Genomic DNA, 25,638 nt, shown 5'->3' with positions numbered 1-25,638 from the left:
GCCGGATCCCCAGTCGCCCTTCTCAGTCTCTCTTCGTGCCGTCGCCGTCTGTGCCGTCGCCGTCCGTGCCGCCGGCGTCGGGCGTGTCGGCGCCCGGCCCGTCGGCGCCACCGGCCCGGCCCTCCCGGTCCCGGCTGCGGGTGCTCCCCTGCGTGGCGGCGAGGACGCGCTTCTCGAAGAGGAGGAAGAGGGCAACGAGGGCCGGCAGCACGATGGCAAACCCGAGGACGACGACGCCTCCGGTGAGCGTCGGCACACCGATGACGAGAGCGAACAGCTGCGCCACCAAGGCGGCCGACCGGGGCCAGCGGCGCCCCCGCCACAGGAATGCCCCGGCCGAGGCCAGCCAGGCGCCGAAGGCTGCAAGGAGCACCAGGGTGAACGCCGCTCCTCCAGGGGACGTCTCGGCGTTGCCGGCCAGGAGCTCCACGGCGTAGAAGACCGCGAAGCCGACCAGGACCGCCGCCTCGAGCAGCACGATGGCCACGAGGACGGCGAGGGTCCAAGGGCGCGGGGACGGCGGGAGGTCTGGCGTAGGCACATCCGCACGATACCCGACGGCACGCCCCGCGGGCTGAGCCGTATCGGCGGCGTTCCCCGGCGCCGGTCCGTGCCGTTCCTGGGTGTGACGCATCCCTCTCGTCCGGGGCCCGAATCCTGCCCCCGACCCCTTGTTTACACCCAGTTAACGTGACAACCTTAATGAAGTTGATCGCGGGGCCCCACAGGCCCCTTTGCTTTGGACGGCCTCGTGAATGTTTTCACAAGCCGCTCGTCCCCCAAGAACGGAGTTGCTCTACCACCATGGATTGGCGTGATCGCGCTGCCTGCCTCGACAAGGATCCGGAACTCTTCTTTCCTGTCGGGAACACCGGGCCGGCCCTCCTGCAGATCGAAGAAGCCAAGAGCGTCTGCCGCCGCTGCCCCGTCGTGGACACCTGCCTGCAGTGGGCCCTCGAGTCCGGTCAGGATGCCGGGGTCTGGGGCGGCATGAGCGAGGACGAGCGCCGGGCGCTCAAGCGCCGCGCGGCGCGCGCCCGCCGGGCCTCCTGAGAGAGCGCAGCCCCGGAGCTCGCACAGCCGCTTCCGCCGCCCGCCGCCGTCCTTCCCGAGAAGACAGCGGCGGGCGGCTTCTCTATGCCCTCCCGCGATCCGGGCACCGCCTCCGGTCGCCGCGGCCCTGAGCACGTGGGGCCCAAGCGGCTCGGCCCTGGCGGGTTCAGGCCTGGTCGAGTCTGAGGACGATCTTGACGACGGTTCCGCCGCCCTCGCGCTCGTGCCAGGCGATGGTCCCCGCGAGCTCGCTCGTGACGAGGGTCCGCACGATCTGCAGGCCGAGCCCCTCATGCCGGGCGTGGCCGGGCGGAAGCCCCACACCGTCGTCCTCCACCGTGACCTCGAGCTCCTCGGCCCCGGCCTCGTCCCGGCGGCGGTCGGCGGTGAGCCACACGGTGCCAGAACGGTCGGCGAGGCCGTGTTCCACCGCATTGGTCACGAGCTCGTTGATCACGAGGGCCAGCGGCGTCGCGAAGTCGCTCGGGAGATCGCCGAAATCGCCCTTCCGCTCCGTGGCCACGTGCTGTCCTTCGGTGGCGACCTCGGCGGAGAGGCGGAACTGGCGGCCGATCAGCTCATCGAAGTCGACGGTCTGGGTCAGCCCCTGCGACAGGGTCTCATGGACGAGCGCGATGGTCGCGACGCGCCGCATGGCCTGCTCCAGCCCCTGCTTGGCCTCCTCGCTCTTCATCCGGCGGGACTGCATGCGCAGGAGGGCCGCGACGGTCTGCAGATTGTTCTTCACCCGGTGGTGGATCTCGCGGATCGTGGCGTCCTTGGTCACGAGCTCCATCTCGCGGCGGCGCAGCTCCGAGACGTCGCGGCACAGGACGAGCGCCCCGAACCGCTCGTGCTCGTCGCGCAGCGGGATGGCGCGCAGGGACAGGCTCACGCCGCGCGACTCGATCTCGCTGCGCCAGGGCATGCGCCCGGTGACGACCAGCGGGAGCGTCTCGTCGACGAGCCGGCGGTCCTTGAGCAGCCCCGTGGTGACCTCGGCGAGGGAGCGCCCCTCAAGCGACTCGATGCCCCCGAGGCGCCTGAACGCGGAGACTCCGTTGGGGCTCGCGTACTGGACGATCCCGTCGGCGTCGAGGCGGATGAGGCCGTCACCCACCCGCGGGGCGCCGCGCCTCGACCCGGTCGGGGAGGCGAAGTCCGGCCAGAGTCCGAGGGTTCCCATGCGCAGCAGGTCGTAGGCGCACTGGCGGTACGTGAGCTCGAGCCGGCTCGGCATCCGCGAGCTCGAGAGGTCGAGGTGTGAGGTGACGACGGCGAGGGTGCGGCCGTTGCGCACGAACGGCACCGCCTCGACCCGCAGGGCCATCTCGGAGTTGAAGCTCGTCTCGTGGTGGCGCTCGATCGTCTGGCTGTTCCACGCCCGGTCGACCAGCGGCTTGAGGTCGGAGCGGATGCGCTCCCCCACGAAGTCGCTGTGGAAGACCGTGTGCGTGGTCGAGGGCCGCACATGGGCCAGGGCGATGTAGCCGTCCTCGGGATGGGGGAACCACAGGGCGAGGTCGGCGAAGGCGAGGTCGGCCACGAGCTGCCAGTCCCCGACCAGCAGGTGCAGCCACTCGGCGTCCCCCGGACCGAGGTCGGCGTGCTCCCTGATCGGATCCGTGAAGATGGCCACCTGCACTGCCTCGTTTCCCGCTTTCGTCAGCGCCCGGGACGCCCGCCTGCCGGGCTCCCGCTGGCCGCGGGGACGCGAGGGCCGCGAGGGCTGAGCCCTCGCGGCCTCCGGCGTCCGCGCCCTAGGAGCGCACGATCGACCGCAGCAGCCTCAATGCTACCGAGAGCGAGGCGATGTCGTCGCGCTCGAGGGAGTTGACCTCGGCGAACATCGCCGCGGCCCGGTTGAGCTGCTCGCGGTTCTCCCCCTCCCATACCGACAGCCGCTCCTCCGGCCCGAGCGTGTCCGGCGCGGCGTCCATGATCGAACGGGTGAAGTCTGCCACCGTGCTGTAGAGGTCGTCGCGCAGCGCGGCCCGGGCGAGCGCCTCCCAGCGGTCCCGGCGCGGCAGCGCCGTGATGCGCTCGAGCAGCCCGTCGACCTGGAAACGGTCGAAGACCGTGTAGTACACCCCGGCGACCTGCTCGATCGAGGCGCCGCTGGTCTGGGCGATGCGGGCCACATCGAGCAGGGCGTAGCTCTCGAACAGCTCCGCCCACCGGTGGGCGAGCCCTTCGGGCAGCCCCCACGAGCGGGCCCGGTCCAGCCATGCGGCGACGCGCTCGGCGTCCTGCCCACGCAGGTAGTCCAGCAGCCGCGCGCGCAGGGTCGCGAGGGGCGTGCCGTAGTCCTCGACGACCTGCGCGATGGGTGCCCCGGTGGCCCCCTGGTGGATCAGCCAGCGGACCGCGCGGTCCAGGAGCCGGCGGATGTCCAGGTGGATGGCCGTCCAGTGCTCAGTCGGGAACGAGGCCGGGAGCGCGTTGAGCGCCTCGGTCATCTCGTCGAGCCGGTACACCTCGCGCAGGGCGACGAACGCCTTGGCGACTGCCGCCGGCGTCGCGCTCGTCTCCTCGATGGTGCGGAACGCGAACGTGATGCCGCCGAGGTTGATCATGTCGTTCGCGACGACCGTCGCGATGATCTCGCGCCGCAGCGGGTGGCTGTCGAGGTCCGTGTCGAAGCGTTCGGCCAGCTCGACCGGGAAGTACTCGCGCAGCGTGCTGCGGAACCACGGGTCGTCGGCGAGGTCGCTGTCGCGCAGCGCCTCGGTCAGCTCGATCTTCGCGTAGGCCACGAGGACCGACAGCTCGGGGGCGGTGAGCCCCTGTCCCTGCTCGAGCCGCTTGTGCAGCTGCGCGGTGGTCGGCAGCGATTCGAGCGAACGGTTGAGGTCGGCCTCCTCCTCGAGCCAGTCCATGAGGCGCTCGAAGCTCGGGCTCCACTCGACGACGCGCGCGCGGTCGTTGACGAGCAGGATGTTCTGGTCGATGTTGTCGGCGAGGACGAGGCGCGCCACCTCGTCCGTCATCGTGGCGAGGAACGCCGCACGCTCCTCGGCGGCCAGCTTCCCGGCGGCGACCATGCGGTCGACGAAGATCTTGATGTTGACCTCGTGGTCGGACGTGTCGACGCCTGCCGAGTTGTCGATCGCGTCGGTGTTGATGATGACGCCCTGCAGCGCAGCCTCGATCCTGCCCTGCTGCGTGAAGCCCAGGTTGCCGCCCTCGCCGACCACCTTCACCCGGAGGTCGCGTCCGTCCACCCGGATCGCGTCGTTGGCCTTGTCGCCCACCTCGGCGTTCGTCTCGGCGCTGGACTTGACGTAGGTGCCGATCCCGCCGTTGTAGAAGAGGTCCACCGGGGCGAGCAGCACCGCGCGGAGCATCTCGGGGACGCTGAGCTGCGTGGTCCCCTCAGGCAGGCCGAGCGCCCGGCGCACCTCCTCGGAGACCGGGATCCACTTGGCGCTGCGGGGGTAGACCCCGCCGCCGGCGCTGATCAGCTCGCGGTCGTAGTCGTCCCAGGACGAGCGCGGAAGCTCGAAGAGGCGCCGCCGCTCCGCGAAGGAGGCCGCGGCGTCGGGCGTCGGGTCGAGGAAGATGTGCCGGTGGTCGAAGGCTGCCACGAGCCGGATGTGCTCGGAGAGGAGCATGCCGTTGCCGAAGACGTCGCCGGACATGTCGCCGACGCCGACCACGGTGAAGTCCTCCGCCTGGGTGTCGACGTCGATCTCGCTGAAGTGCCGCTTGACCGACTCCCACGCGCCCCTGGCCGTGATGCCCATGGCCTTGTGGTCGTAGCCCACGGAGCCACCGGAGGCGAAGGCGTCGCCGAGCCAGAAGCCGTACTCCTGGGAGAGGCCGTTGGCGATGTCGGAGAAGCTCGCGGTGCCCTTGTCCGCCGCCACGACCAGGTAGGAGTCGTCGTCGTCGTGGCGCACGACGCCGGCCGGCGGCACGACCTTCTCGGTCACCGCCGCTCCGTCCCCGGCCGCGCTCGGGGCCGCCTCGCTGACCCGGTTGTCGGTGATGTCGAGGAGGCCTCGGATGAAGGTCTTGTAGCTCTCCACGCCCTCGGCGAGCCACGCCGCCCTGTCCTGCGCCGGGTCCGGGAGCCGCTTCGCGTAGAAGCCGCCCTTGGCGCCCGTCGGCACGATCACGGCGTTCTTCACGACCTGGGCCTTGACGAGTCCCAGGATCTCCGTGCGGAAGTCCTCGCGCCGGTCCGACCAGCGCAGGCCCCCGCGGGCCACCTTGCCGAAGCGGAGGTGGACGCCCTCGACCCGCGGGGAGTACACCCAGATCTCGTAGGCGGGCTTGGGCGAGGGCAGCCCCTCGATCAGGCCCGGGCTGAACTTGAAGCTCAGGTACGGCCGGTTCAGGTAGTAGTTGGTGCGCAGCGTGGACTCGATGAGGTTGATGAACGCGCGCAGGAGGCGGTCGGCGTCCAGCGTCGGGACCTGCTCGAGGGCGGCCGCGAGCTCCTCCTTCACCTGCGCACTGCGTCGCGCGCGCTCCTCGTCAGCGAGCTCGGGGTCGAAGCGGGCCTCGAAGAGCCCCACGAGGCGCCGGGTGACCTCGGCGTTGCCCAGCAGCGTGTCCGCGATGAAGCCGAACGAGTTCGAGTTGCCGATCTGGCGCATGTACTTCGCGTAGGCGCGCAGCATCTGCGTCTGCCGGGAGCGGAGGCCCTCCCTCAGCACGAGGCGGTCGAGGCTGTCCGACTCGGTCTCGCCCGCGAGTGCCGGGCCGAACGACTCGGCCAGGAGGTCGCCGGTGGAGACCGGGTCGATCCCGGCGGGGTACTTCAGCCCGAGGTCGTAGAGGAAGAACTCCCTGCTGTCGCCGGTCTCGATCTCGAACGGGCGCTCGTCGAGGACCTCGAGGCCGAGGTTGTGGAAGTAGGGCAGGATCTGGCTGAGGCTCCTGGGCTCGAAGAGGTAGAGCTTGACCCGGGCATCCTCCTCGAGGGCCTCGCCGTTGCCCTGCGGAAGGTAGACGTGGACCGCCGGCCGCTCGCCCGTGCCGGCCTCGGCCGCAGCTTCCGCGGCGCCGGCGGCGCGGCCCGCGGCATAGTCCTCGAAGCGGGTGATGTCCTCGAGCGCGTCCTCGATGGTGAAGTCCACCCGGTAGGAGGCCGGGAACGCCTCGCCCCAGACCGCCGCGAGGTGCTCAGCCGCCTCGAGGGGCCGGTTCTCGTGCAGGACCTGGGCGATGCCCTCGCTCCAGGACCGCGTCGCAGTGACGAGGCGCTGCTCGAGCGCGTCCCGGTCGACCGCGCGCAGATCCGCCCCGCTGGCCTCCTTCGGCAGGCGGATGCGGAAGTACAGCCGCGCGAGCGCCGAGTCGCTCATGTGCGAGTCGTAGTCGATCGAGTCGGAGTGGAACTCTCTCCCGAGCTCCTGCTCGATGCGGCGGCGCACCGCCGTGTTGTACCGGTCCTTGGGCAGGTACACGACGGCGTTCATGAACCGTCCGTAGATGTCCGGGCGGAGGAACAGCCGGGTCTTGCGGCGCTCCTGCAGCCGGTGGATCCTCGTGACGGTGTCCAGCAGGGTCTGCGTGTCGATCTGCATGAGCTCGTCGCGCGGGTAGGTCTCGAGGATGGCGAGGAGGTCCTTGCCCGAGTGGGAGTCGGCGGGGAAGCCCGAGCTCCGCATGACCTTCTCGATCTTGTCCTTCACGATCGGGACGGTCCGCGCAGACTGGGTGTACGCGCTCGAGGCGAAGAGCCCGATGAACCGGCGCTCCCCGTCGACCTTGCCGGCCGTATCGAAGCGCTTGATGCCGATGTAGTCCAGGTACGCGCGACGGTGCACAGTGCTGCGGGAGTTGGCCTTGGTGATCACGAGGGCCCTGCGCTCGCGGGCGTGCTCCTGCCCCTCGGCCGTGAGGTGCTGGAGCGCGTGCCCGGCGTCGCCGCGGAGCAGGCCGAGCCCGCTGCCCTCGACCAGCTCGAGCACGTCCTCGCCGTCGACCGTCTTGAGGTCGTATTCGCGGTAGCCGAGGAAGGTGAAGTTCCCGGCGTCGAGCCAGCGCAGGAGCTCCTGGGTGGGGACCAGGTCGGGGATGTCCTCGGCACCGGCGACCGAGCCGAGTCCCTCGGCGATCTCGAGCGCCTTGGAGCGCATGGCCTGCCAGTCCTCGACTGCGGCACGGACGTCGCCGAGGACGCGGCGGACCCCGTCGACGAGCTCGGTCTTGGACGCGGCGGAGGCCCTGTTCGTCTCGATGGCGATCCACGACTCGATGTGGGTCGCGTTGTCGCCGTCGGCCACGAGAGCGCTCAGGAGGGGCATCGTGGCCGTGTCGCCGCTCGTCATGCCCCACTGCGCTGGCACGCGCTGGACGGCGACGAGGCCCCCGTCGCTCTTGCGTCGGGTCACCACGAACATCGGGTGCACGACGAGGTGGATGGGTGCGCCCTGACGCACGAGCTCCGCGCTGACGGAGTCGACCAGGAAGGGCATGTCGTCCGTGACGATGTAGACGACGCTGCGGCCACCCTCGTCGACGACGGCGATGTTCGCGGTGCCCGTCTCACGGCCCTCGGCAACCGCCCAGTGCTCGCGGGCCCGGTCCGCGAGGGCTTCGCCCGGGTAGGCCTGCCGGTCTTCCTCGGCCAGGTGCTCGTAGTATTCCGCGAGGAACTTCGTTTCCTGGTCCGCTGATGGGAACGGGGTCTGCTGGGCAGTACCTGTCGACACTCTGGCTCGCCTCCGGTGCATGTGGCTGCCACCTCGCAGCCCTCTGACCCGAGCCTAGCGCGGCACCGAGGAGTGGGCTTTGGCACGTCGGACAGCGAATTTCCGATTTCGCTGTCGAGGTGCACACACGAGCTCTGCGATACTGTGTCGCATCGCAGACTCGGGCGCGGCCTCCAGCAGCACCTGGCCCGCAAGCAGCGCCGCGTCCGCAGCCTCCGCGTCGTGCGGCACCATGGCCGCGATGGGCAGCCCGGGGCCGAAGCGCTCCCAGGCATCGCGCAGGGCCCGGTCCGGGGAACGCCCCACCGCGGAGGCCCGGAGCCTGTTGAAGACCACCGTGGGCGCCGCGCCCGGGACGGCCTGCTCGAGCTCGGCCAGCGCTCGCACCAGGCGCGGCATGCCGACGGCGTCCGCGGACCCGATGGCGAGGACGCGGTCGGCAAGCTCGAGCGCCCGCAGGGTCGTCCCGTTGCGGCGCGGCGCCATGGTGTCGAAGCTGAGCTCCTCATCGGCCTCGAGGCAGAATCCGGTGTCCACGACGACGAACTCGGCCACCTCCCGGCAGCGCTCGAGCACGGAGCCGAAGGCAGCCGCCCGCAGCTCGGGCCAGCGGTCAGCCCGGGTGAGCCCAGTGAGGACGCGCAGGAGGCCCGCACCGGCGACCACCGGGCTCGCGACACGATCGAGTGAGCCGCGCTCGAGCAGTCCTTGGTCCGCGAGCCTGCAGGCTTGGGCGAGGCCGGCCGAGTCGTCGAGGAGGCCGAGTGTGCCCGCCACCGAGGGTCCGTAGGTGTCTGCGTCGACGAGGATCACGCTGTGGCCCTCCGCGGCGAGCTCGGCCGCGCAGTTGACCGCAATCGTGGTCCGGCCCGGCGAGCCGATCGGTCCCCAGACCGCGATGACGCGGCCCAGCTCCCCCGGCTCGGGTCCCTCCTCCGGGGCGCCCGTCTCCGCCTCGACGGTGGGCCGCGCCCCCGTGAGGGCGAAGGAGGATGCGGGCCGGTCCGCCGACAGCGCCGCAGCTGCCTCGACCGCCTCGCCGATCAGCCGCGCGAGCTCCTGGGCCGGGACGGCCTCGGACGCCGCGAGCACCCCGAGCCCGGCGAGCCGGGCCCGCTCGGCATCGTCGTCGGTCAGGCCCACGAGGGCCACCCCGACCGTGGCCAGCCGGTCGACGAGGGTGGCCGTCACGTCCCGGGTTCCGCCGGCGACCACGGCCGCCCGGGCCAGACCCGTCTGGCAGGCGGCAACGAGCTCGGCCAGCTCGGAGCAGCGGCGCACCACGGTGACCGGCCCGTGCAGGCGCTCGAGGGATCCGACGAGTTCGGCCTGGCCGGTGCCGACGGTGACTACGGGGATGCTCATCGGGCGGCCCCAGCCGGGTTCCACACGAGCGAGACCTTCGCGCTGTTCGCCTGGGCGCCGAGGACCTGGGCGAGTTTCGCGTCCTCGACGAGCACCAGGACGGTCGTCTCGCGGCTTCCGCCGAGGGCCGAGGAGGCGCTCTCGATCTGGGCGATCTCGGCGCCGGTCACGAGGCGCTTGGGTTCAGAGAAGCCGTTCCTGCCGTCCGGCAGGGCGACCCACACGTCCACACGCGATCCGGCTGCGGCTTCCGCCGGCAGCGGCTGGGCCACGCTGATGGAGACGGGCTTGCGGTCGACGGCGTGCGGCTCGCCGAGGCTCGACGTCGGCACGAGATCGCCCTTGGGCACCCGCTGGAGCGCCACTTTGCCCTGCGGCAGGCGCTCGGCCGTGAGGTACCGCCCCTCGGTGTCCCCGAGGCGGACGTCGACGCGGACGAGCCTGCTCGGATCGACCGTCTGGCCGACCGCGATGTCCTCCTTCGCGGCGTAGGCTGCCACCGTGCTCTGGGCGGAATCGACGAGCGCCACCACCCCGGCGATCGAGGCCACGACGAGCAGGAGTCCAACCAGCAGCCGCGGGTCCTTCCATGACGGCTTCGTCAGGCGGGCGCCGGGCGCCCCCTCGGCAGCACGCATTGCTCTCCCCCTCCAGTTCGCAGGCCGCTCGCCGGCCCCCCGGGCGCCATTCTCGCCGGGAGCCGCCCCGGACCCAAGTCATGGTGCATCACATCGCACCAAACTGTGGATAACTGCCTCCATCCCGCGCCGGCGGGCCGTCGGGTGGCAGAATGGACCCATGCCCCGCTTCCTGACGCTCGCAGATGTCTGCGAGCAGCTCCAGATCAGCGCAGCCCAGGCGTATGCGCTCGTGCGCAGCGGTGAGCTCAAGGCCATCCAGGTCGGCGGCCGCGGGCAGTGGCGCGTCGAGGACGTCAAGCTCGAGGAGTACATCCAGGAGAGCTACGCGAAGGCGGAGAGGATGCTCGCCGAGAATCGGCGGGGCGGCAACCCCGGCGCCTGACCGCGGCCGTGTGCGGTGGGCCATCACCCGCTAGGCGCCCGAGCGGACCGCAATGAGCCGCGCGAACGGCACCACCCGCAGCGCGGGGAATCCTCCCCCGTCCGGCGCCCGGAGGGGCGCGACCTCGACGTAGTCGGCACCGACGGTGTCGAGCGTGCCGCCGACCGTGAGCGGCTCACCGGCCCCCGCGTCCACGAAGCAGGCCACAGGCGAGCGGTCCCGGGCAATCGCCCGCAGGCCCGAGGCGAGGGACAGCGCCCGCCGGACCGCGGAGCCCTCGGCGGCAGCGGCGCGGCCGAGCCCCTCGACGGTCACGATTCCATCGTGCGGCACGAGCACTGAGTACGGTCCGGAGTCCAGGGCGAGCCACGTGGAGGCGACCTGCGTCAGGCGCCCGCGGAACCGGAGTCCGCCTCTGAGCAGGAGCGCCAGAGGTGCCGCCCCGTGGCCCCGCAGCCGCTCGGCGAGGCCTAGCCCGGCAGCCTCAGCACGCGCCAGGTCGGCGACCTGCGCTTCCATCTCGAGCTGCCCAGCCGAGGCAAGCTGCGCCTCGAGGTCAGAAAACAGGTTCTCCCAGCGCATGGCGCCCACCCTACCGCCCCCTCCGCGGGCTGCATCCGCCCGGGCACCACTGGACAAATTGAACCAAAGCCGTTCAAACTTGCTGTAGACCTACAAACTGCATCAAACTGCATCAAAATGAATGTCGTCCACACAGACCGGGGGGTCTCATGGAGAACACACGAGGGCAGCAGGCTGCGGCGGACGGCCTCGTGGCCGGAACCGTACTGGCACTGGGCGCGGTGCTGGTCGCTGCGGGCAGCTCGCTCGCCCGGGATCTTGCGCCGGGCGCCTCGGGCGGCTGGCTCCGGATTGCACCCGCCGCCTTCGATGCCGTGCCCACGCTGGACGTCCTCCTCGGCCTCATCGCCAGCCTCACAGGCCTGGCCGTCGTGGCATGGTGGCTTCTGTCCATGGGCCTGGCCATCGTGTCGGCCCTGCTGGCCGCCGCGGGCGCACGGACGGCGTCACGCCGGGCCGGGAGCTTCGCCCCGGCGTTCATGCGGCGGCTGGCGCTGGCAATGCTGGGGCTGAGCCTCGTCGCGGTTCCCGCCGCGCAGGCCGACAGCCTCCCCGACCCGGCGTGGCACCCCGCCGCTCCCGGACCGGTGGCCGCGTCCACGCAGAGCCCAGCGCTGCCCACGCCCTTCGCGTCCGCGCACCCATCCGTCTCCGCGCCCTCGGTGGCCGCACCCCTTGGCGCCGCACCGTCGGCCGCTGCGTCGCCGAACGCCGCGTCGTCGGCCATCGCGCCGTCCGCCGCGCCGGCACCGGTCCCCGAAGCAGGCTGGGTCCCCGTGGCGCCGCCCACCGATCCGGGCCACCTCGTGCAGCAGCCGCTGCGGGAGCCCGTCCGCGCCGGGGAGGTGGAGGTCCGCCCGGGCGACAGCCTGTGGACCATCGTGGCGCGCCATCTGGGGCCCGGGGCGACCGACCTCGATATCGCGGCGGCCTGGCCCTCGTGGTACGAGGCGAACGCCGGAACCATCGGCGCCGATCCCGACCTGATCCGCCCCGGCCAGCTCCTCGTCCCTCCCCGCTGAGAACCGGTACCCCCAGCGGCGGCACAGCCTGCGCCGGACCGCGCCCCTGACGGAACGAGGCCGCCCTCCCTGCCGTGCGCCCAGCGCCGGCCCTGACCAAAGGACTTCACCTGCCATGGCTTCACGCACCCTGCCCCAGCTCGTCGAGACCGGGCCCCGCACCGCGGACGTCCTGCGCCTCCACCGCGCACACCCTGATTCCGAGGCCGCCAGGCCGAGGACCTCGGGCACCTCCGCGCTCGCCACCGAGCCGGTACCGCGCCCCGCCAGACGCCTGCACGCTGTCCCGGGTGCTCACGAGGGCGAGGAGGTGCGGAAGCTTGCCGCCGCCATCACGCGCGCCACCATGGAGGTCCTCGCCGGGACTCGGCCGGTCCAGCAGCTCGCACCCTGGCTGCATCGCGACCTCCTGGCCTCCGTGCAGCTGCGGGCCGATCTCAGCCGCGCGGCCCGGGCGGGGGCTTCGGGGTCCTCGGCGCGTGCGCACCGCGCCACCACGGTCAGGTCCTCGCACGCCCGCCTGGTCCAGCCGGGGCTCTACGAGGCGGCCGTCATCGTCGCCGATGCGGCGCGGTGCCGGGCCGTGGCACTGCGCATCGAGGCCGCCGGCCGCACGGGCTGGCAGGTGACTGCACTGGAGATCGGGTGAGGGAACTGCAGAAGTGAGAGGCCGGCGGCCCGGCCCACCAAGGGACGGGCCGCCGGCCTCTCGTTGACCTGTCGCCGGCGGATCAGCGCTTGGACCGGCGCCCCGGCGCGTTCTTGGACGAGGGCCGCGAGCCGCCCTTCTTCGGGGCGGGCTTCTGGCCAGCCCCGGAGCCGCCGCCATTCTCCGCCGCCCGTGAGCGCGCCTGCTCGACGTGCGTCTCGGTCGTGCCGTCCTCGGCGGGGGCCGTGTACTCGAGCCGGGCGGGCTGGGCGGGCGCCTCGGCCTGTTCGGTCTGCTCGATTTCGAGGTTGAACAGGAAGGCGACGGACTCCTCGCGGATGCCCTCCATCATCGTCTGGAACATGGCGAAGCCCTCGCGCTGGTACTCGACCAGCGGGTCGCGCTGTGCCATGGCCCGCAGCCCGATGCCCTCCTTGAGGTAGTCCATCTCGTAGAGGTGCTCCTGCCACTTCCGTCCGATCACGGACAGGACCACCCGGCGCTCGAGGTCGCGCATCGTGTCCGGGCCCAGCTGCGCCTCGCGCTCGGCATAGATGAGCTTCGCGTCCGAGATGATCTCGTCCTTGAGCATTTCCACCGTGACGCGGGGCTTGCCGCCTGCCTCGTCGATGACATCCTGGGGCGTGATCGAGATGGGGAAGATCGTGCGCAGGTTCGACCACAGGGCGTGGAAGTCCCAGTCGTCGCCGTTGCCCTCGGCAGTGGCCGACTCGATCATCGCCGTGAGCGTGTCCTCGAGGAAGAACTGCACCTTCTCGTGCAGGTCGTCTCCCTCGAGGATCCGGCGCCGGTCGCCGTAGATGGCCTCGCGCTGGCGGTTGAGCACGTCGTCGTACTTGAGCACGTTCTTGCGCTGCTCGGCGTTGCGCCCCTCGACCTGCGCCTGGGCGGACTGGATCGCCCGGGAGACCATCTTGGACTCGAGCGCCGTGTCATCCGGCAGGCTCGAGGCCATGAGCCTCTCGGCGCCGCCCGTGCCGAAGAGGCGCATGAGGTCGTCCGTGAGCGAGAGGTAGAACCGCGACTCGCCGGGGTCGCCCTGACGGCCGGAGCGGCCACGGAGCTGGTTGTCGATCCGGCGGGACTCGTGCCGCTCGGTGCCCAGCACGTAGAGCCCTCCGAGGGCGAGGACCTCCTCGTGCTCGGCCCTGACGGCCTCGTTGGCCGCCTCCAGTGCAGCGGGCCACGCGGCCTCGTACTCGGCGGAGTTCTCCTCGGGGTCGAGCCCCCGGGCGGCCAGATCGGCGACGGCCATGAACTCGGCATTGCCGCCGAGCATGATGTCGGTGCCGCGGCCGGCCATGTTGGTGGCGACCGTGACGGCGCCCTTGCGGCCGGCCTGTGCGACGATTGCAGCCTCTCGGGCGTGGTTCTTCGCGTTGAGGACCTCGTGGCGCACTCCGGCCTTCGCGAGCGACTTCGAGAGGTACTCGCTCTTCTCGACGCTCGTTGTGCCGACGAGGACGGGCTGGCCCTTCGCGTTCCTGCGCGAGATGTCCTTGACGACGGCGTCGAACTTGACGATCTCGTTCTTGTACACGAGGTCCGACTGGTCGATGCGCGCCATGGGCTTGTTCGTCGGGATCGGAACGACGCCGAGCTTGTACGTGCTCATGAACTCTGCGGCCTCGGTCTCGGCCGTGCCGGTCATGCCGGAGAGCTTCTCGTAGAGGCGGAAGTAGTTCTGGAGGGTGATGGTGGCGAGCGTCTGGTTCTCGGCCTTGATCTCCACCCCCTCCTTGGCCTCGATGGCCTGGTGCATGCCCTCGTTGTAGCGGCGCCCGGGCAGGATGCGGCCGGTGTGCTCGTCGACGATGAGGACCTCGCCGTCGAGGACCACATAGTCCTTGTCCCGCTTGAAGAGTTCCTTGGCCTTGATGGCGTTGTTGAGGAAGCCGATGAGCGGGGTGTTTGCCGACTCGTAGAGGTTGTGGATGCCGAGGTAGTCCTCGACCTTCTCGATGCCGGGCTCGAGGACGCCGACCGTGCGCTTCTTCTCGTCGACCTCGTAGTCGTCCTCGCCGAGCCGCAGGGCGAGCTTGGCGAACTCCGAATACCAGCGGTTCGCGTCCCCCTGCGCCGGGCCGGAGATGATGAGCGGGGTGCGGGCCTCGTCGATGAGAATGGAGTCAACCTCGTCCACGATCGCGAAGTGGTGGCCGCGCTGGACGAGTTCGCCCTGGTCCCAGGCCATGTTGTCGCGGAGGTAGTCGAAGCCGAACTCGTTGTTCGTGCCGTAGGTGATGCCGGCGTCGTACTGCTTCTTGCGCTCGGCGGGGTCCATGTTGGCCAGGATGCAGCCGCTCGAGATGCCGAGGAAGCGGTACACGCGCCCCATGAGCTCGGACTGGTATTCGGCGAGGTAGTCGTTCACGGTGACCACGTGGACGCCCTTGCCCGAGAGCGCGTTGAGGTAGGCGGGGGCGGTCGCCACGAGGGTCTTGCCCTCACCGGTCTTCATCTCCGCGATGTTCCCGAGGTGGAGCGCGGCCCCGCCCATGAGCTGGACGTCGAAGTGGCGCATGCCGAGGGTCCGTCCGGCGGCCTCGCGCACGGCGGCGAAGGCCTCCGGCAGCAGGTCGTCGAGCTTCTCGCCGTCGGTGTGGCGCTCGCGCAGCCGGTCCGTCTCCGCGCGCAGCTCGGCGTCGGTGAAGGCCTTGAACTCGTCCTCGAGCGCATTGATGGCGTCCGCGTAGACGCGCAGCTGCTTGAGCGTCCGGCGGTCGCCGGTGCGCAGGAGTTTCTCGAGAAGGTTTGCCACGTGGCGTTCGCTCCCTTGTCAATGGCGTGTGCAGCAGTGATCGTGCGCTGCGGCGGGATTCAGTCTACGGGAGACACGCGCGGAACCCCGTGCAGGTTCCGCGCTCCGCGGACGGGCCCGACGGCCCGGGCGAGGGCCGGGGCGAGACTGCCCCGGTCGGCCACGCGCACGTCGTCGAGACCAAGCCAGTCTGCCAGCAGCCGCAGTTCCTCCGCGAGCTCGGCGGCCGTGTCCGGTGGGGCTCCTGGCTCGGCGTGGGCGGCCTGGACGAGCAGGACCCCCTCGCTCCGGTCCGCCTTCAGGTCGACGCGGCCGGCCATGGCGTCGCGCAGGAGGAAGGGCAGCACGTAGTAGCCGTACTCGCGACGCTCGGCGGGAGTGTAGATCTCCAGACGGTAGCGGAAGCCGAACAGTCGCTCGAGGCGGCGCCGCTCGAACACGAGGGAGTCGAACGGGCTCAGGAGCGCCCTGCCGGTCGCGGCGCGGGGTATGGCGCGCCCCGCGGCGAGGAACATCCTGCCCTCCCATCCCTCGACGCGGACCTCGTCGATGCTCCCCTCTGCGGCCAGGACGCCGAGGGCCGTCTCCGTGGCGCGGACCGGGAGGCGGAAGTAGTCCGCGAAACAGCGCGCGGTGCCGATCCCGTGTGCCTGGACGGCACACCGGACGAGATCGAGGATCGCGGCGTCCCGGTCCAGGCCTTCCTCGCGGACCAGGCCTTTGGGCAGCACGTCCTCCGTCAGGGCGTACCGGCGCTCGAAGGAGCTCGACCGGCCCGCAGAGGCCACCGTGCCGAGTTCGAAGAGGTGGCTCACGACGCGTTGGACAGCGCTCCAGTTCCATCCCCACTGGTCGCGGCGGCGCTCTTCGACGTGACCCAGCCGGTCGGCGAGCTGCGCGGCGGTAAGCGGCCTGCTGGAGCCGAGGACGGCGAGGATGCGGGCAGCGAGGTCTTCGCGGGCCGCCGCGTCCATGTCGTGGGCGCCCACCCAGGCCCGACGCTGCCACAGACGCAGGGCGTCGAAGTGCTCAGGCCGGATGAAGCTCGCCTCGTGCGCCCAGTACTCGACCATGCGGCGCGGGCTTCGGGCGGCGAGGCGGTCCAGCGCGTCCCGGTCGTAGGGTCCCAGGCGCGAGAAGAACGGCAGGTAATGGCTCCGGACCAGGACGTTGACCGAGTCGATCTGCACCAGCTGGAGCGCCTCGAAGGCGCGGACGAGCGCCCGGGTGGACACCGGGCCGGACGGGCGCGGGCGGTGGAGTCCCTGGGCGGAGAGCGCGACCCGGCGGGCCTGCGCGAGGGTGAGCCGCGCCGTCATGCGTCGCGGCCGTGGAGGGGCTCTGCCCGGCACGCCGCAGCGGCGGCCCCGAGAGGGACCGCCGCTGCCGGGAATGCCGCGTCCAGGGCCGCGGCCATGGGCGCCGGATCAGGAGACAACTGCACCGGCGTCGTCAGAGCGGTACGCGAGGATCTTCTCCTCGACCTTGGCCGCCCCGGGCTCGCAGGCCTGGTCGAGGCTGATGACGCCATAGGTCCATCCACGGCGGCGGTAGACCACGGAGGGGGTGTTCGTGTCCGCGTCGATGAACAGGTAGAAGTCGTGGCCGACGAGTTCCATGTTGTCCACCGCGTCGTCGAGGGTGAGCGTCGCGGCGGGGAAGACCTTCCGGCGGATCAGGACGGGCGAATCGCCGGCCGGGATGTCGTTCTCGACCTCGTAGGGTGACGAGGCCTCGGCCTCCGAGGAGGGGACCTCGAGGGCGTGCTCGGCGTAGATCGGCGTACTGCCGCTCACCACCGGGAGGGCGGCGGTGGCGGCGTTCACGCCGACCGGGGTGTGCTTGCCGTGGTGGACCTTGCGGCGGTCCTTGGCCCGCCGGAGGCGTTCAAGGAGTTTTCCGTAGGCGAGGTCGAAGGCCGCGAACTTGTCCGGAGCGGTCGCCTCGGCCCGGATCACCGGTCCACGCCCGGTGACCGTGAGCTCGACCGTGAGCTGGTCTCCTCCGGTCTTCGCGCTGCTCTGCTTGGAGCACTTCGCGTCGACGCGCTGGACCTTGTCAGCCAGCGCACCGATCTTCTCGAGCTTCTCACCTGCGTACTCGCGGAAGCGATCCGACACAGTCAGGTTGCGACCGCTGATGTTGAACTCCATGGTGCCCTCCAGATACTTCTGAGTTCAGCCGCATACCGGCGTCCAGAGGCTCCGTCGTCAGACAGTCGAGCCCCTTTCCTGAGCCGCTATCGACAGGTCCTTCTGGCTAAAGGACCCATCACCGACGTTAGTGGATCGTCACGGTTTATTCATCCCTTGTTGGCATCCTGCCGCTGTGTGTCCGCTGGGAGCGTACCCGCCTCCCCACCCGGGCCGGCCTCGGGCAGCGGCACGTGCGCGAGGGTGACGAGGCCGACGACGACGGCGCCCGCGGCCTCGAGCGCGCGGGCCGCCTCCCGGGCGGTCGCGCCGGTCGTGAGGACATCGTCGACGACGAGGCAGCGGCGCCCGCGGAGGGACCGGACCGTGCGTCCGGCGGCCGGGATCAGGCCGCCCCGCCCGCGCACGCGGACCCGACGGCGGGCAGCGAGCGATCCGGAGACGCGGGCGCGGCGCTGCGAGCGGCCCAGCCCCTTCTGGGACCCTCCGCCGGCGGAGGCCGCAGCCCGCAGCGCCAGCGCAGCCCGCTCCCGGGCGCCGCGCCGACGCGGCGCGAGCGCCTCGACCCACAGGGTTCCGGAGGGGATGCGGCCCTCCCGCCGGACCCGGGCGAGCAGCACCTGCAGGGGGTCGAAGCCCCGGCGGAGGAAGGCTGCACCGCTCGTGGGGACAGGCACGAGGAGCACACCGCCGTCCGCCGCGGTTCCCGGCCCAGTCCCCGCCGCAGCAGCCAGTGCACGGCCGAGTGCGGCGGCCAGCTCGGTGGCGAGGACGGCGCTCCCGTGCCGCTTGAAGGCCAGGACCGCAAGCGAGAGCTCGTTGCGGTAGGGCCCCGCGGACACCGCCGGGAGCAGGACGCGGCCGCTCGCCTCGATGAGTGCCGGGGCATGGTCCTCGACCCGGGCCGGCCTGGCAGTGAGGCGGCGGACCTGCCGCGCACAGGCTGCGCAGAGTTCTCGGTCAGGGGCACCGCACCCGACGCAGTCCACGGGCACGAGGAGCCCGAGCAGGTCTTTCGCAGCCGCCGCCGAGCCCTCGAGCAGCCGCAGCGCGGGGTGCGCCGGGCGGCCCGCGTGCCGTCCCGCGGCGGCCGGTCCGGACCCCTGCCCGGGCGGCACTCCCCCGTCGCAGGGCCGCGGGCGGGCTGGATCGACGGGGCGCATGCTCCCAGCCTCCTGCCGCGGCGTGTCCGGGGCCACTCCCCCGGGCCCCATGTGGACGGCCGCCCCGCCTCTGGCCAGCTGGCCCGCGAGGGGCACGGTCCGGTTACCCGGCGAAGGAGAGGCCTTCTACGCCCTTGCCCAGCTCCGTCCACGTGGTCCGCACGAGCGCGAACACTCCCGCCGGCGTCTGGGCGTAGATCTCCTGGTCGCCGTTGCCGGCCGAGATCGCCTCGATCCCGGGCAGCTGCGGGAGCTGCCGCGGATCTCCGCCCCTGAGCGAGACGAGCTCCGGGGCCACCGGGTCGTTCGCAGAGACTCCCGAGACGAGGATCGTGGTGTCGTCGACCCAGACCGCCCGTTGCGGGCTCTTCTCGGTCGTCGAGAGGGTGATCGGCGCGGAGAGCTCACGCGGCGTGCCGTCCGCGGCCCGCTGCACCCCGGCCACCTGGAGCGCCGTCGAGCCGCCCTGAGTCGACAGGACGAGGGCGCGCGTGCCGTCCCGGGAGATCCGCAGCTCCTCGACCGTCCGGCCTGCGAGCCACGGGGCCGTCAGCGCCGCCTTGGGCACGGCCGCGCCCTCGGCGACGCCGACCGGCTTGTAGGCGACCGCCTCGGTCGCGCCGCTGCCCCCGGGCCCGGCGGTCCACACCCAGTCGAAGGGGTCGATCGAGGGCCGGCTGAAGCGGGTCCGCGAGTCGAGGAGACGGGGCGCCTGGTTCTGCACGACGGAGTAGAGGCCCTTGGCGCCGAGGAAGGCATAGACGTGCTGGGACGCCGAGGCGGCCGGATCGTGGGGCCCGAGCGGGGCCACGCTGCGCAGCCCGTCGATCCTCGTGGCCTGGCGGCTCGCGTACTGGACCAGCTCGCCGCCGGCGATGCCCACCTGCCAGACGGGAACCTTGGGGTCGACGATCGGCTCGGGCACCGACTTGCCCGTCGTCGGATCCTCGAGGGTCACATCTGCCTGGTTCGAGCGCAGCGTCACGTCCACGACGGAGCTGATCCCCAAGAACGTCCGCACGAGCTGGTAGCGCATGCGCTGCCGGTCCGTGAACGAGGCATCCCTGAGCTCCGGAGTCAGATCGACCTGGGCGGTGTTGTCCACGATCGGCACGGATTCGCGTTCGAGCCGGATGCCCTGCGGGAACGCGCTCGAGACGGCCGCGCGCAGGTACGGCGCCGGGCCCGCGATGAGCGCGCTCACGAGCGACTTCGCGACCCCCGAGTTGTCGATGAACCAGCGCACGTCGGGGACGAGGGTGGTGAAGGAGGGGTCGTAGAAGTACAGGGGGAAGGGCCGGTAGAGCGCCTTGAAGGTCTCCTCGGGGATGGCCGTGCCGTCCGGCAGGCTGGACAGGCGCCACTGGCCGTCCACCTGGGAGAGCGTGACGTCGATGTGCTCCTTGGTGCCCGGCGGGAACGGCGTCGTGATGCCCTGGGAGTCCACCGAGTACGCGAGGTCGAATTCGTAGCGGTACTGGTTCTCCTTCCCCGTCGCCACCACGGTCGCGCTGCCCCGGTAGACGAGGGTCCGGTCGCTCGGCTTCCAGGACACCGCCTGCGCCGGGGCGAGGAACTGCCGTGCGACCGTGAAGTCGTTCTGGTAGCCGCTGCCGGCGTTGAAGAAGCCGTCGATCATGGCCTGTGGGCTGGCCCCGTCTCGGGGCCCGGGCGGGATGATCTGGGGCGCGTTGCCCAAGGTCACGGCGCTGTCGCGGCTCTTGCCGACGGTGCCGGTCGTGGGGATCTGGGCACACCCCGCCAGCGTGGCGAGTGCGAGCAGCGCCGCGACGACTGCGGCCGGTACCGAACGGCGCATCACGCCTCCTCCCCTTCCGTGCCCGGTCCACCCGGCGGCGGCGCGGTGCCGGCGGCCGGCGAGGGGCCGGCGTCGTCCGCGGCCGGGCCGCCCGAAGCGTGGAACGAGCCGAGGACGACGCCGCGCGTCGACTGCTCCTCGACCAGCACCACGTCGCCGTCGGCCGGCTGGAGCGCGACGGGGGACTCGAGGATCTCCTGCCCCGCGCGCAGCGGCAGCGTGAGGCGGAAGCACGAGCCCTGTCCGGGCTTGCCCCACGCCTGCAGCCAGCCGTTGTGCAGCTTGACGTCCTCCGTGGCGATGGACAGGCCCAGGCCCGAGCCGCCGGTGGTGCGCGCACGGGCCGGGTCGGCTCGCCAGAAGCGGTCGAACACGCGGGCCGCCTCAGAGGTGGACATGCCGATGCCGTGGTCGCGCACGGATACGCCCACGGCGTCGGCGTTCGCGGCGACGAAGATCTCCACCGGGCGTCCCTCGCCGTGCTCGAGCGCGTTGAGCAGCAGGTTGCGCAGGACGCGCTCGATCCGCCGCCCGTCCATCTCGACGACGATGCTGGGCGAGCGGGTGAAGAGGCGCACCTCGGAGCCGCAGGCCGCGGCGATCGGCGCCGCGGTCTCGATGACGGTGCGGATCACCAGGACGAGGTCCTGCGGCTCGGCGTCGAGCATCGCCGCGCCGGCATCGAAGCGGGAGATCTCGAGCAGGTCGTTCAGGAGGGCCTGGAACCGCTCCACCTGGTTGTAGAGCAGCTCGGCGGAGCGCTTCGTGACGGGGTTGAACGTGTCCCGCGCGTCGTAGAGCACCTCGGCGGCCATCCGCACGGTGGTCAGCGGGGTGCGGAGCTCGTGGCTGACGTCCGAGACGAACCGCTGCTGCATGCGGGAGAGGTTCGCCAGTGCGGTGATCTGCTCCTGCAGGTTCGCGGCCATGTGGTTGAACGATGCGCCGAGGCGCGCCACCTCGTCCTCGCCCTCGACGGCCATGCGCTCCTCGAGCTGGCCGGAGGCGAGCTTCTCCGAGACGGCCGCGGCGTGGCTCACCGGCGACACGACGCCGCGGGTCACGATCCACGTGATCGCGCCGATGAGCAGGAGCAGGAAGATGCCGCCGAACCACAGCACATTCTGCATGTCGTCGAGGGTCTGCTGGGCGGTCTCGATGTCGTAGATGAGGTACAGCTCGTACACGGTCCCGCCGAAGCTGACCTTGTTGCCGACGGCGATGGCCGGGTGGATGCGGTTGTCCACCGTCAGCGGGATGGACTGCCAGTACTGCTCCTGCTGGGAGTGCTGGACGGCGTCCCGCAGGGTCTGCGGGATGTCGTTCTCCGTCCGCAGGTAGGAGGCGCGCGAGTCCACCCAGCGGTTGCGCGGCTGGTCCTGGTTCGGCACGGCCAGGAACACGTACTGCCGCGGCGTGCCGGATTCGCGGTTCTCGAGCTGGTTGAGGGTGTCGTTGACAAGCTTGAGGACGCCCTGCTGGTCGGTGACCTGCGCGCCGTCGAACGTCTCCTGGACCTGCTGGACCGACTGGCGGGTCTGCACCTCCGCCTGCGCGAGGCGCTCCTGGAAGAGGTTGTTCGCGATCTGGTTGGACAGGTAGGCCCCGACCGCCAGGAAGGAGACGAAGGTCAGCAGGAGCGTGACGAGCACCGTGCGGAACTGGAGGGACCGCCGCCACCGGCGCGCGAACCCGCCCCTCGCCGCGAGGATGGCCGGCCCGATGTTCCGCAGCCCGCGCACGCCGGCGCGGAACGCCCGGAAGCCGAGGACGCGGGCGCGCTTGGCCGCGATCCGTGCCCGGTCCCCCACCTTGCGCCGCGTCGCCCACCGGCGGGCGAGCCCCCAGGCCAGGCGCAGCCGCGATCCTGCCCGCGCCGAGCCGCCCTGGCCGGCTTCCGCGCCGGTCGCTCCGTCGCGGGGGGCCTCCTCGGCAACGCCGGCCTCGCCCGGGACACCGGCCCCGTTTGCTGCCGGGTTCTGCCCCGCGGGCGGGTTCTGCCCCGCGGGCGGGTTCTGGGCAGCCCGCTGCTCGGCGCCGGGCGCGGAGGGCGTCCCGGGCGGCGTGCGGTGGTCCTGCTCGATGTCCATGGGTCTCGATCTGGCGCGCGCGGCGCGTGCTGTGTGCTAGCTCCCGGCCTTGTACCCGACGCCGCGCACGGTGAGGATGACCTCGGGGGCTTCGGGATCGCGCTCGATCTTCGAGCGCAGGCGCTGGACGTGGACGTTGACGAGCCTCGTGTCGGCGGCGTGGCGGTAGCCCCACACCTGCTCGAGCAGCAGCTCGCGGGTGAAGACCTGCCAGGGCTTGCGGGCGAGCGCCACGAGGAGGTCGAACTCGAGCGGGGTGAGGGAGATGTACTCGTCGCCGCGCTTGACGGTGTGGCCGGCGACGTCGATCGTGACCTCGCCGATACGGAGCGTCTCGGGCGCCTTGGTCTCGCCGGGACGGAGCCGGGCGCGGACCCGGGCGACGAGCTCGGCCGGCTTGAACGGCTTGGGGACGTAGTCGTCCGCACCCGACTCGAGGCCCCGCACCACGTCCGAGGTGTCCGACTTCGCGGTGAGCATGACGATCGGAACGTCCGACTCCGACCGGATCTGCCGGCACACCTCGATGCCGTCGAGCCCGGGCAGCATGAGGTCGAGGAGGATGAGGTCCGGCTTCTGGGCCCGGAACACGTCGGGGGCCTGGGCGCCGTCGGCGCAGAAGACCGGGTCGAACCCGTCGTTGCGCAGGACGATGCCGATCATCTCGGCCAGGGCCTCGTCGTCGTCGACGACCAGAATGCGTGCCTTCATGCCTTCCACTCTCCCCCAACTGCGCGATGTCGCGTTCCATCCAGGCCCTTCCGGGCCCGGGCCTGCGTTTGGTCCATTCTAGGCGGCGCGCCGCCGCCCACGGTCGCCAGGGCCGGCCCCGGGCGTTTCCAGCGCCGTCCCAGCGAAGCGCACTAGGCTGCGCCCTGTGCCTCCCCTGACCACTGTGCTCGCCTCGTTCGCGCTCGATCCCGCGGCGGCCCTCCTGGCCATCGCGGCCGCGGCGCTGTACGGGGTGGGGATGGCCAGGGCGCGCCGCCGCGGAACGGCCTGGCCGCTGTGGCGGGCGCTGTGCTTCTACGTCCTCGGCCTCGTCCCGTACCTGGTGCTCGCGTGCGGGTTCACCGGCGCCTACGGGTCCTCGCTGCGGTGGGCGTTCACACTGAAGATCGCGCTCATGTTCTTCGTCGTCCCGCTCTTCGCCGGGCTGGGGCGGCCCGTGGGCCTCGCGCAGGCGGCGCTGGGCAACGTGGGCCGGGCGCGGCTCGGGAGGGTCATGCAGAGCCGCGCCGTGCGGATCCTCGGCAACGCCTTCGTGGCCCCGATCATCGGGCTGCTGCTCTTCGGCACCTTCCTCACCCCGCTGCTGGCCCTCTACCGATCGCAGCCCGTGGCGAGCGGGGCGCTGAGCATCCTCGTCCCCCTCGTCGGGCTCATCCTCGCACTGCCCCTGACGGAGGCCGAGTCCTTCGAGCGCTCGAGCGCCTTCCTCGTCCTGGAGTTCGTCTACGTGTTCATCGAGCTGCTCGCTGACGCGATCCCCGGGATCTTCCTCCGCCTCGCGCCCACGGTGCTCGACGGGGTCTCGGCGTGGCCGGCTGGCGCGCCGTCCTGGTTCCCGTCCCCGCTGCGGGACCAGCAGCTCGCCGGAGACCTCCTGTGGTTCATCGCCGAGGCCGTGGACATCCCCGTCATCATCCTCATGTTCGTGCGCTTCTCGCGCAGCGACCGTCGGGAAGCGCGGTCCTTCGACGAGCTGACCGACGAGGAGATGGACGCGCTCGCCGAGGAGCACCTGCGCCGCCGGAACGGCTGACCGGCGCGCGGGAGCTCGGCCGGTGGATGCTCTAGCCGAGGGCGATCTGGTTCACCGCATCTGCGACCTTGACCGTGGCGGTGAGGAGCGCGGTCGCCTCGGCCGGTGAGAGTGCGGCGAGGCCGCCCACCGGGGTGACGCGGACGACGTCGAGCGCGGAGAGCGGAAGGCCGAGCTGCCGCCACGGCCGCAGGACGCGCTCGGCGAGCTCACGGGTGCGCGGCCGGCCCGCGGCGTCGTGCGGGACCGCACCGAACCAGAGCCCGGCGCCCGCCTCGACGGCGCCGGCGAGCTGCTCCCACTGCGGCACCGTCAGGTCCGCGGCCGGCAGGGACACGGCGTCGGCGCCCGCGTCGAGCGCCCGTCCGATCGGCGCCTCCCACGCGGGGAGATTCACGACGACGGTCTCCGCACCTGCCGCGTGCAGCGCCTCGACGGCCCAGCCCCAGGCGAGCCCGGCTTCCTCCCCCGGCACTGACCGCAGTGTGCGGTAGCCGCTCGCGGTCGGCAGGAGCCCGGCCAGCACGCGGGCCGCGTCCGGCTCGTCCAGCTGCACGGTGAGGCGCGCCCCGGGCGCAGCCCGGCCGACGCGGGCCAGGAACGGTGCGAGTCCGGCGGCGAGCGACTGCGCCACGTCGCGCCGGGCGCCGTGGTCGGCGAGGATGCGCTCGCCGGAGGGCAGGTACAGGCCTGCCATGAGGCTGAGCGGGCCCAGCACGCGCACGTGGAGCGTGTCCGCGCTGCTCTCCTCGTCCCCCACCACGTCCGCGAGGACGTTGAGGTCCGTTGACAGGGCGGAGGCCGCGCGGGCCGCATCGAGACCGGGCTGCGGCACGAGGCGCCACCCGTGGGGCTGGACGTCCGCGTGCAGGTCGGCGAGGATCGACGCCGTCCGGCCGACCGGGTCGGAGCCGACGCCCCGGCCCGGCAGCTCGGCCAGGACGGGTAGGTGCGGCGCCCCGAGTTCGCCGCGGATGGCCCTGGCGGCCTCGAGCGGGTCGGTGCCCGGCCAGTCGCCGAGGGCCGTGGCGGTGACCTGGCCCGTCACGCGCCCGTGGGCGCCTGGCCCGGGGCGGCCTGCCCGTGGTCCTCGGCGATGGCCTGATGGTGCCGGATGACCTCGCTGATGATGAAGTTCAGGAACTTCTCTGCGAAGGCCGGATCGAGCTGCGCCTCTTCGGCCAGCCGACGGAGGCGGGCGATCTGGGCGGCCTCGCGGTCCGGGTCCGCGGGCGGAAGATGGTGCTGGGCCTTGAGGAACCCGACCCGCTGGGTGACCTTGAACCGCTCGGCCAGCAGGTAGACGAGGGTCGCGTCGAAGTTGTCGATGCTCGACCGGATCGAGAGGAGCTCGGCCATCACGGCGGGGTCGACGTGGCCCGTGAGCGAGCTGGCGCTCGGATCGTACTCGCGCTGTGTCGCTGTCGTCTCGACGTCGGTGTCAGGTCGCTGCTCGGTCATGCTGCCCAGTCTATGGGGCCGCGCCGACGCCCCGTTTCCGTGA

The 25,638-nt window shown here is 71.8% G+C and carries 20 protein-coding genes; 5 read left to right on the top strand and 15 right to left on the bottom strand.

Annotated features, from left to right (window positions below):
• Window positions 1–22: 22 nt before the first annotated feature.
• The gene (locus J2W21_RS14830) at window positions 23–541 is read right to left on the bottom strand and encodes a hypothetical protein (protein ID WP_307115278.1); all 519 of its coding nucleotides are present in this window, start codon (window positions 539–541) and stop codon (window positions 23–25) included.
• 263 nt (window positions 542–804) lie between these two features.
• Here J2W21_RS14830 and J2W21_RS14825 point away from each other — a divergent pair, with 263 nt between their 5' ends.
• Window positions 805–1,053: a WhiB family transcriptional regulator gene (locus J2W21_RS14825; protein WP_066498767.1), complete on the top strand. Its 249-nt coding sequence runs from the start codon at window positions 805–807 to the stop codon at window positions 1,051–1,053.
• A 166-nt stretch (window positions 1,054–1,219) separates the two neighbouring features.
• On the opposite strand, the gene J2W21_RS14820 is transcribed toward J2W21_RS14825, so the two are convergent.
• The 4 genes from J2W21_RS14820 to J2W21_RS14805 all read right to left on the bottom strand — a co-directional run bounded on the left by J2W21_RS14820 (window position 1,220) and on the right by J2W21_RS14805 (window position 9,724).
• Window positions 1,220–2,692, bottom strand: coding sequence for a sensor histidine kinase (locus J2W21_RS14820; protein ID WP_307115277.1), 1,473 nt, complete (start codon window positions 2,690–2,692; stop codon window positions 1,220–1,222).
• A gap of 121 nt (window positions 2,693–2,813) precedes the next feature.
• Window positions 2,814–7,721 (bottom strand): NAD-glutamate dehydrogenase, encoded by a 4,908-nt coding sequence (locus tag J2W21_RS14815; protein WP_307115276.1) that lies wholly within the window; start codon window positions 7,719–7,721, stop codon window positions 2,814–2,816.
• Between the two features lie 54 nt (window positions 7,722–7,775).
• Window positions 7,776–9,086, bottom strand: coding sequence for an AAA family ATPase (locus tag J2W21_RS14810; RefSeq protein ID WP_307115275.1), 1,311 nt, complete (start codon window positions 9,084–9,086; stop codon window positions 7,776–7,778).
• Window positions 9,083–9,724 carry a hypothetical protein gene (locus tag J2W21_RS14805; RefSeq protein WP_307115274.1) on the bottom strand — a complete coding sequence of 214 codons (642 nt, stop codon included), beginning with the start codon at window positions 9,722–9,724 and terminating at the stop codon, window positions 9,083–9,085. Before J2W21_RS14805 ends, J2W21_RS14810 begins: the two co-directional genes overlap by 4 nt.
• Before the next feature lie 160 nt (window positions 9,725–9,884).
• Between J2W21_RS14805 and J2W21_RS14800 the strand changes: the two genes are divergently transcribed.
• A complete protein-coding gene (locus tag J2W21_RS14800) occupies window positions 9,885–10,109 on the top strand; it encodes a helix-turn-helix domain-containing protein (protein WP_307115273.1) in 225 nt (74 codons plus the stop codon).
• Between the two features lie 30 nt (window positions 10,110–10,139).
• Here the strand turns inward: J2W21_RS14800 and J2W21_RS14795 are convergent, their stop codons facing one another.
• Complete coding sequence (locus J2W21_RS14795; RefSeq protein ID WP_307115272.1) at window positions 10,140–10,691, bottom strand: hypothetical protein; 552 nt, start codon at window positions 10,689–10,691, stop codon at window positions 10,140–10,142.
• A 149-nt stretch (window positions 10,692–10,840) separates the two neighbouring features.
• Between J2W21_RS14795 and J2W21_RS14790 the strand changes: the two genes are divergently transcribed.
• Window positions 10,841–11,713: a LysM peptidoglycan-binding domain-containing protein gene (locus J2W21_RS14790; protein ID WP_307115271.1), complete on the top strand. Its 873-nt coding sequence runs from the start codon at window positions 10,841–10,843 to the stop codon at window positions 11,711–11,713.
• A 115-nt stretch (window positions 11,714–11,828) separates the two neighbouring features.
• Entirely contained in the window at window positions 11,829–12,362 is a 534-nt protein-coding gene (locus J2W21_RS14785; protein WP_307115270.1) for an Rv3235 family protein, read from the top strand.
• An 82-nt stretch (window positions 12,363–12,444) separates the two neighbouring features.
• Here the strand turns inward: J2W21_RS14785 and secA are convergent, their stop codons facing one another.
• The 7 genes from secA to mtrA form a co-directional block, all read right to left on the bottom strand.
• Window positions 12,445–15,144 carry a preprotein translocase subunit SecA gene (gene secA, locus J2W21_RS14780; RefSeq protein ID WP_307115269.1) on the bottom strand — a complete coding sequence of 900 codons (2,700 nt, stop codon included), beginning with the start codon at window positions 15,142–15,144 and terminating at the stop codon, window positions 12,445–12,447.
• A 59-nt stretch (window positions 15,145–15,203) separates the two neighbouring features.
• Complete coding sequence (locus tag J2W21_RS14775) at window positions 15,204–16,463, bottom strand: winged helix-turn-helix domain-containing protein (RefSeq protein WP_307115268.1); 1,260 nt, start codon at window positions 16,461–16,463, stop codon at window positions 15,204–15,206.
• 108 nt (window positions 16,464–16,571) lie between these two features.
• The gene (gene hpf, locus J2W21_RS14770) at window positions 16,572–17,297 is read right to left on the bottom strand and encodes a ribosome hibernation-promoting factor, HPF/YfiA family (protein WP_307115267.1); all 726 of its coding nucleotides are present in this window, start codon (window positions 17,295–17,297) and stop codon (window positions 16,572–16,574) included.
• A 149-nt stretch (window positions 17,298–17,446) separates the two neighbouring features.
• Entirely contained in the window at window positions 17,447–18,460 is a 1,014-nt protein-coding gene (locus J2W21_RS14765; RefSeq protein WP_307115266.1) for a ComF family protein, read from the bottom strand.
• Window positions 18,461–18,563: 103 nt separating this feature from the next.
• A complete protein-coding gene (locus J2W21_RS14760) occupies window positions 18,564–20,279 on the bottom strand; it encodes an LpqB family beta-propeller domain-containing protein (RefSeq protein ID WP_307115265.1) in 1,716 nt (571 codons plus the stop codon).
• Complete coding sequence (mtrB, locus tag J2W21_RS14755) at window positions 20,279–22,369, bottom strand: MtrAB system histidine kinase MtrB (protein ID WP_307115264.1); 2,091 nt, start codon at window positions 22,367–22,369, stop codon at window positions 20,279–20,281. Before mtrB ends, J2W21_RS14760 begins: the two co-directional genes overlap by 1 nt.
• 36 nt (window positions 22,370–22,405) lie before the next feature.
• Window positions 22,406–23,080, bottom strand: coding sequence for an MtrAB system response regulator MtrA (gene mtrA / locus J2W21_RS14750; protein WP_066498799.1), 675 nt, complete (start codon window positions 23,078–23,080; stop codon window positions 22,406–22,408).
• A gap of 166 nt (window positions 23,081–23,246) precedes the next feature.
• Between mtrA and J2W21_RS14745 the strand changes: the two genes are divergently transcribed.
• Window positions 23,247–24,134 (top strand): cytochrome c oxidase assembly protein, encoded by an 888-nt coding sequence (locus J2W21_RS14745; RefSeq protein ID WP_307115263.1) that lies wholly within the window; start codon window positions 23,247–23,249, stop codon window positions 24,132–24,134.
• A gap of 31 nt (window positions 24,135–24,165) precedes the next feature.
• On the opposite strand, the gene J2W21_RS14740 is transcribed toward J2W21_RS14745, so the two are convergent.
• Both J2W21_RS14740 and J2W21_RS14735 read right to left on the bottom strand, forming a co-directional pair.
• Window positions 24,166–25,182, bottom strand: a complete 1,017-nt coding sequence (locus J2W21_RS14740) for a hypothetical protein (RefSeq protein WP_307115262.1) — start codon at window positions 25,180–25,182, stop codon at window positions 24,166–24,168.
• Window positions 25,179–25,595 (bottom strand): chorismate mutase, encoded by a 417-nt coding sequence (locus J2W21_RS14735; protein WP_307115261.1) that lies wholly within the window; start codon window positions 25,593–25,595, stop codon window positions 25,179–25,181. Before J2W21_RS14735 ends, J2W21_RS14740 begins: the two co-directional genes overlap by 4 nt.
• Between the last annotated feature and the right edge of the window lie 43 nt (window positions 25,596–25,638).

Source organism: Sinomonas atrocyanea (assembly GCF_030811715.1).
GTDB lineage: Bacteria > Actinomycetota > Actinomycetes > Actinomycetales > Micrococcaceae > Sinomonas > Sinomonas atrocyanea_A.
Note: the sequence above shows the minus strand (reverse complement) of the source record. Positions and strands in the feature narration are given on the sequence as shown.

Excerpts from the sequence above, each read along its gene's own strand:
- J2W21_RS14825 (WP_066498767.1), top strand. The coding sequence starts at position 805 with ATGGATTGGCGTGATCGCGCTGCCTGCCTCGACAAGGATCCGGAACTC.
- J2W21_RS14810 (WP_307115275.1), bottom strand. The coding sequence starts at position 9,086 with ATGAGCATCCCCGTAGTCACCGTCGGCACCGGCCAGGCCGAACTCGTC.
- J2W21_RS14805 (WP_307115274.1), bottom strand. The coding sequence starts at position 9,724 with ATGCGTGCTGCCGAGGGGGCGCCCGGCGCCCGCCTGACGAAGCCGTCA.
- J2W21_RS14800 (WP_307115273.1), top strand. The coding sequence starts at position 9,885 with ATGCCCCGCTTCCTGACGCTCGCAGATGTCTGCGAGCAGCTCCAGATC.
- J2W21_RS14795 (WP_307115272.1), bottom strand. The coding sequence starts at position 10,691 with ATGCGCTGGGAGAACCTGTTTTCTGACCTCGAGGCGCAGCTTGCCTCG.
- J2W21_RS14790 (WP_307115271.1), top strand. The coding sequence starts at position 10,841 with ATGGAGAACACACGAGGGCAGCAGGCTGCGGCGGACGGCCTCGTGGCC.
- J2W21_RS14785 (WP_307115270.1), top strand. The coding sequence starts at position 11,829 with ATGGCTTCACGCACCCTGCCCCAGCTCGTCGAGACCGGGCCCCGCACC.
- J2W21_RS14775 (WP_307115268.1), bottom strand. The coding sequence starts at position 16,463 with ATGACGGCGCGGCTCACCCTCGCGCAGGCCCGCCGGGTCGCGCTCTCC.
- hpf (WP_307115267.1), bottom strand. The coding sequence starts at position 17,297 with ATGGAGTTCAACATCAGCGGTCGCAACCTGACTGTGTCGGATCGCTTC.
- J2W21_RS14765 (WP_307115266.1), bottom strand. The coding sequence starts at position 18,460 with ATGCGCCCCGTCGATCCAGCCCGCCCGCGGCCCTGCGACGGGGGAGTG.
- J2W21_RS14760 (WP_307115265.1), bottom strand. The coding sequence starts at position 20,279 with ATGCGCCGTTCGGTACCGGCCGCAGTCGTCGCGGCGCTGCTCGCACTC.
- mtrB (WP_307115264.1), bottom strand. The coding sequence starts at position 22,369 with ATGGACATCGAGCAGGACCACCGCACGCCGCCCGGGACGCCCTCCGCG.
- mtrA (WP_066498799.1), bottom strand. The coding sequence starts at position 23,080 with ATGAAGGCACGCATTCTGGTCGTCGACGACGACGAGGCCCTGGCCGAG.
- J2W21_RS14735 (WP_307115261.1), bottom strand. The coding sequence starts at position 25,595 with ATGACCGAGCAGCGACCTGACACCGACGTCGAGACGACAGCGACACAG.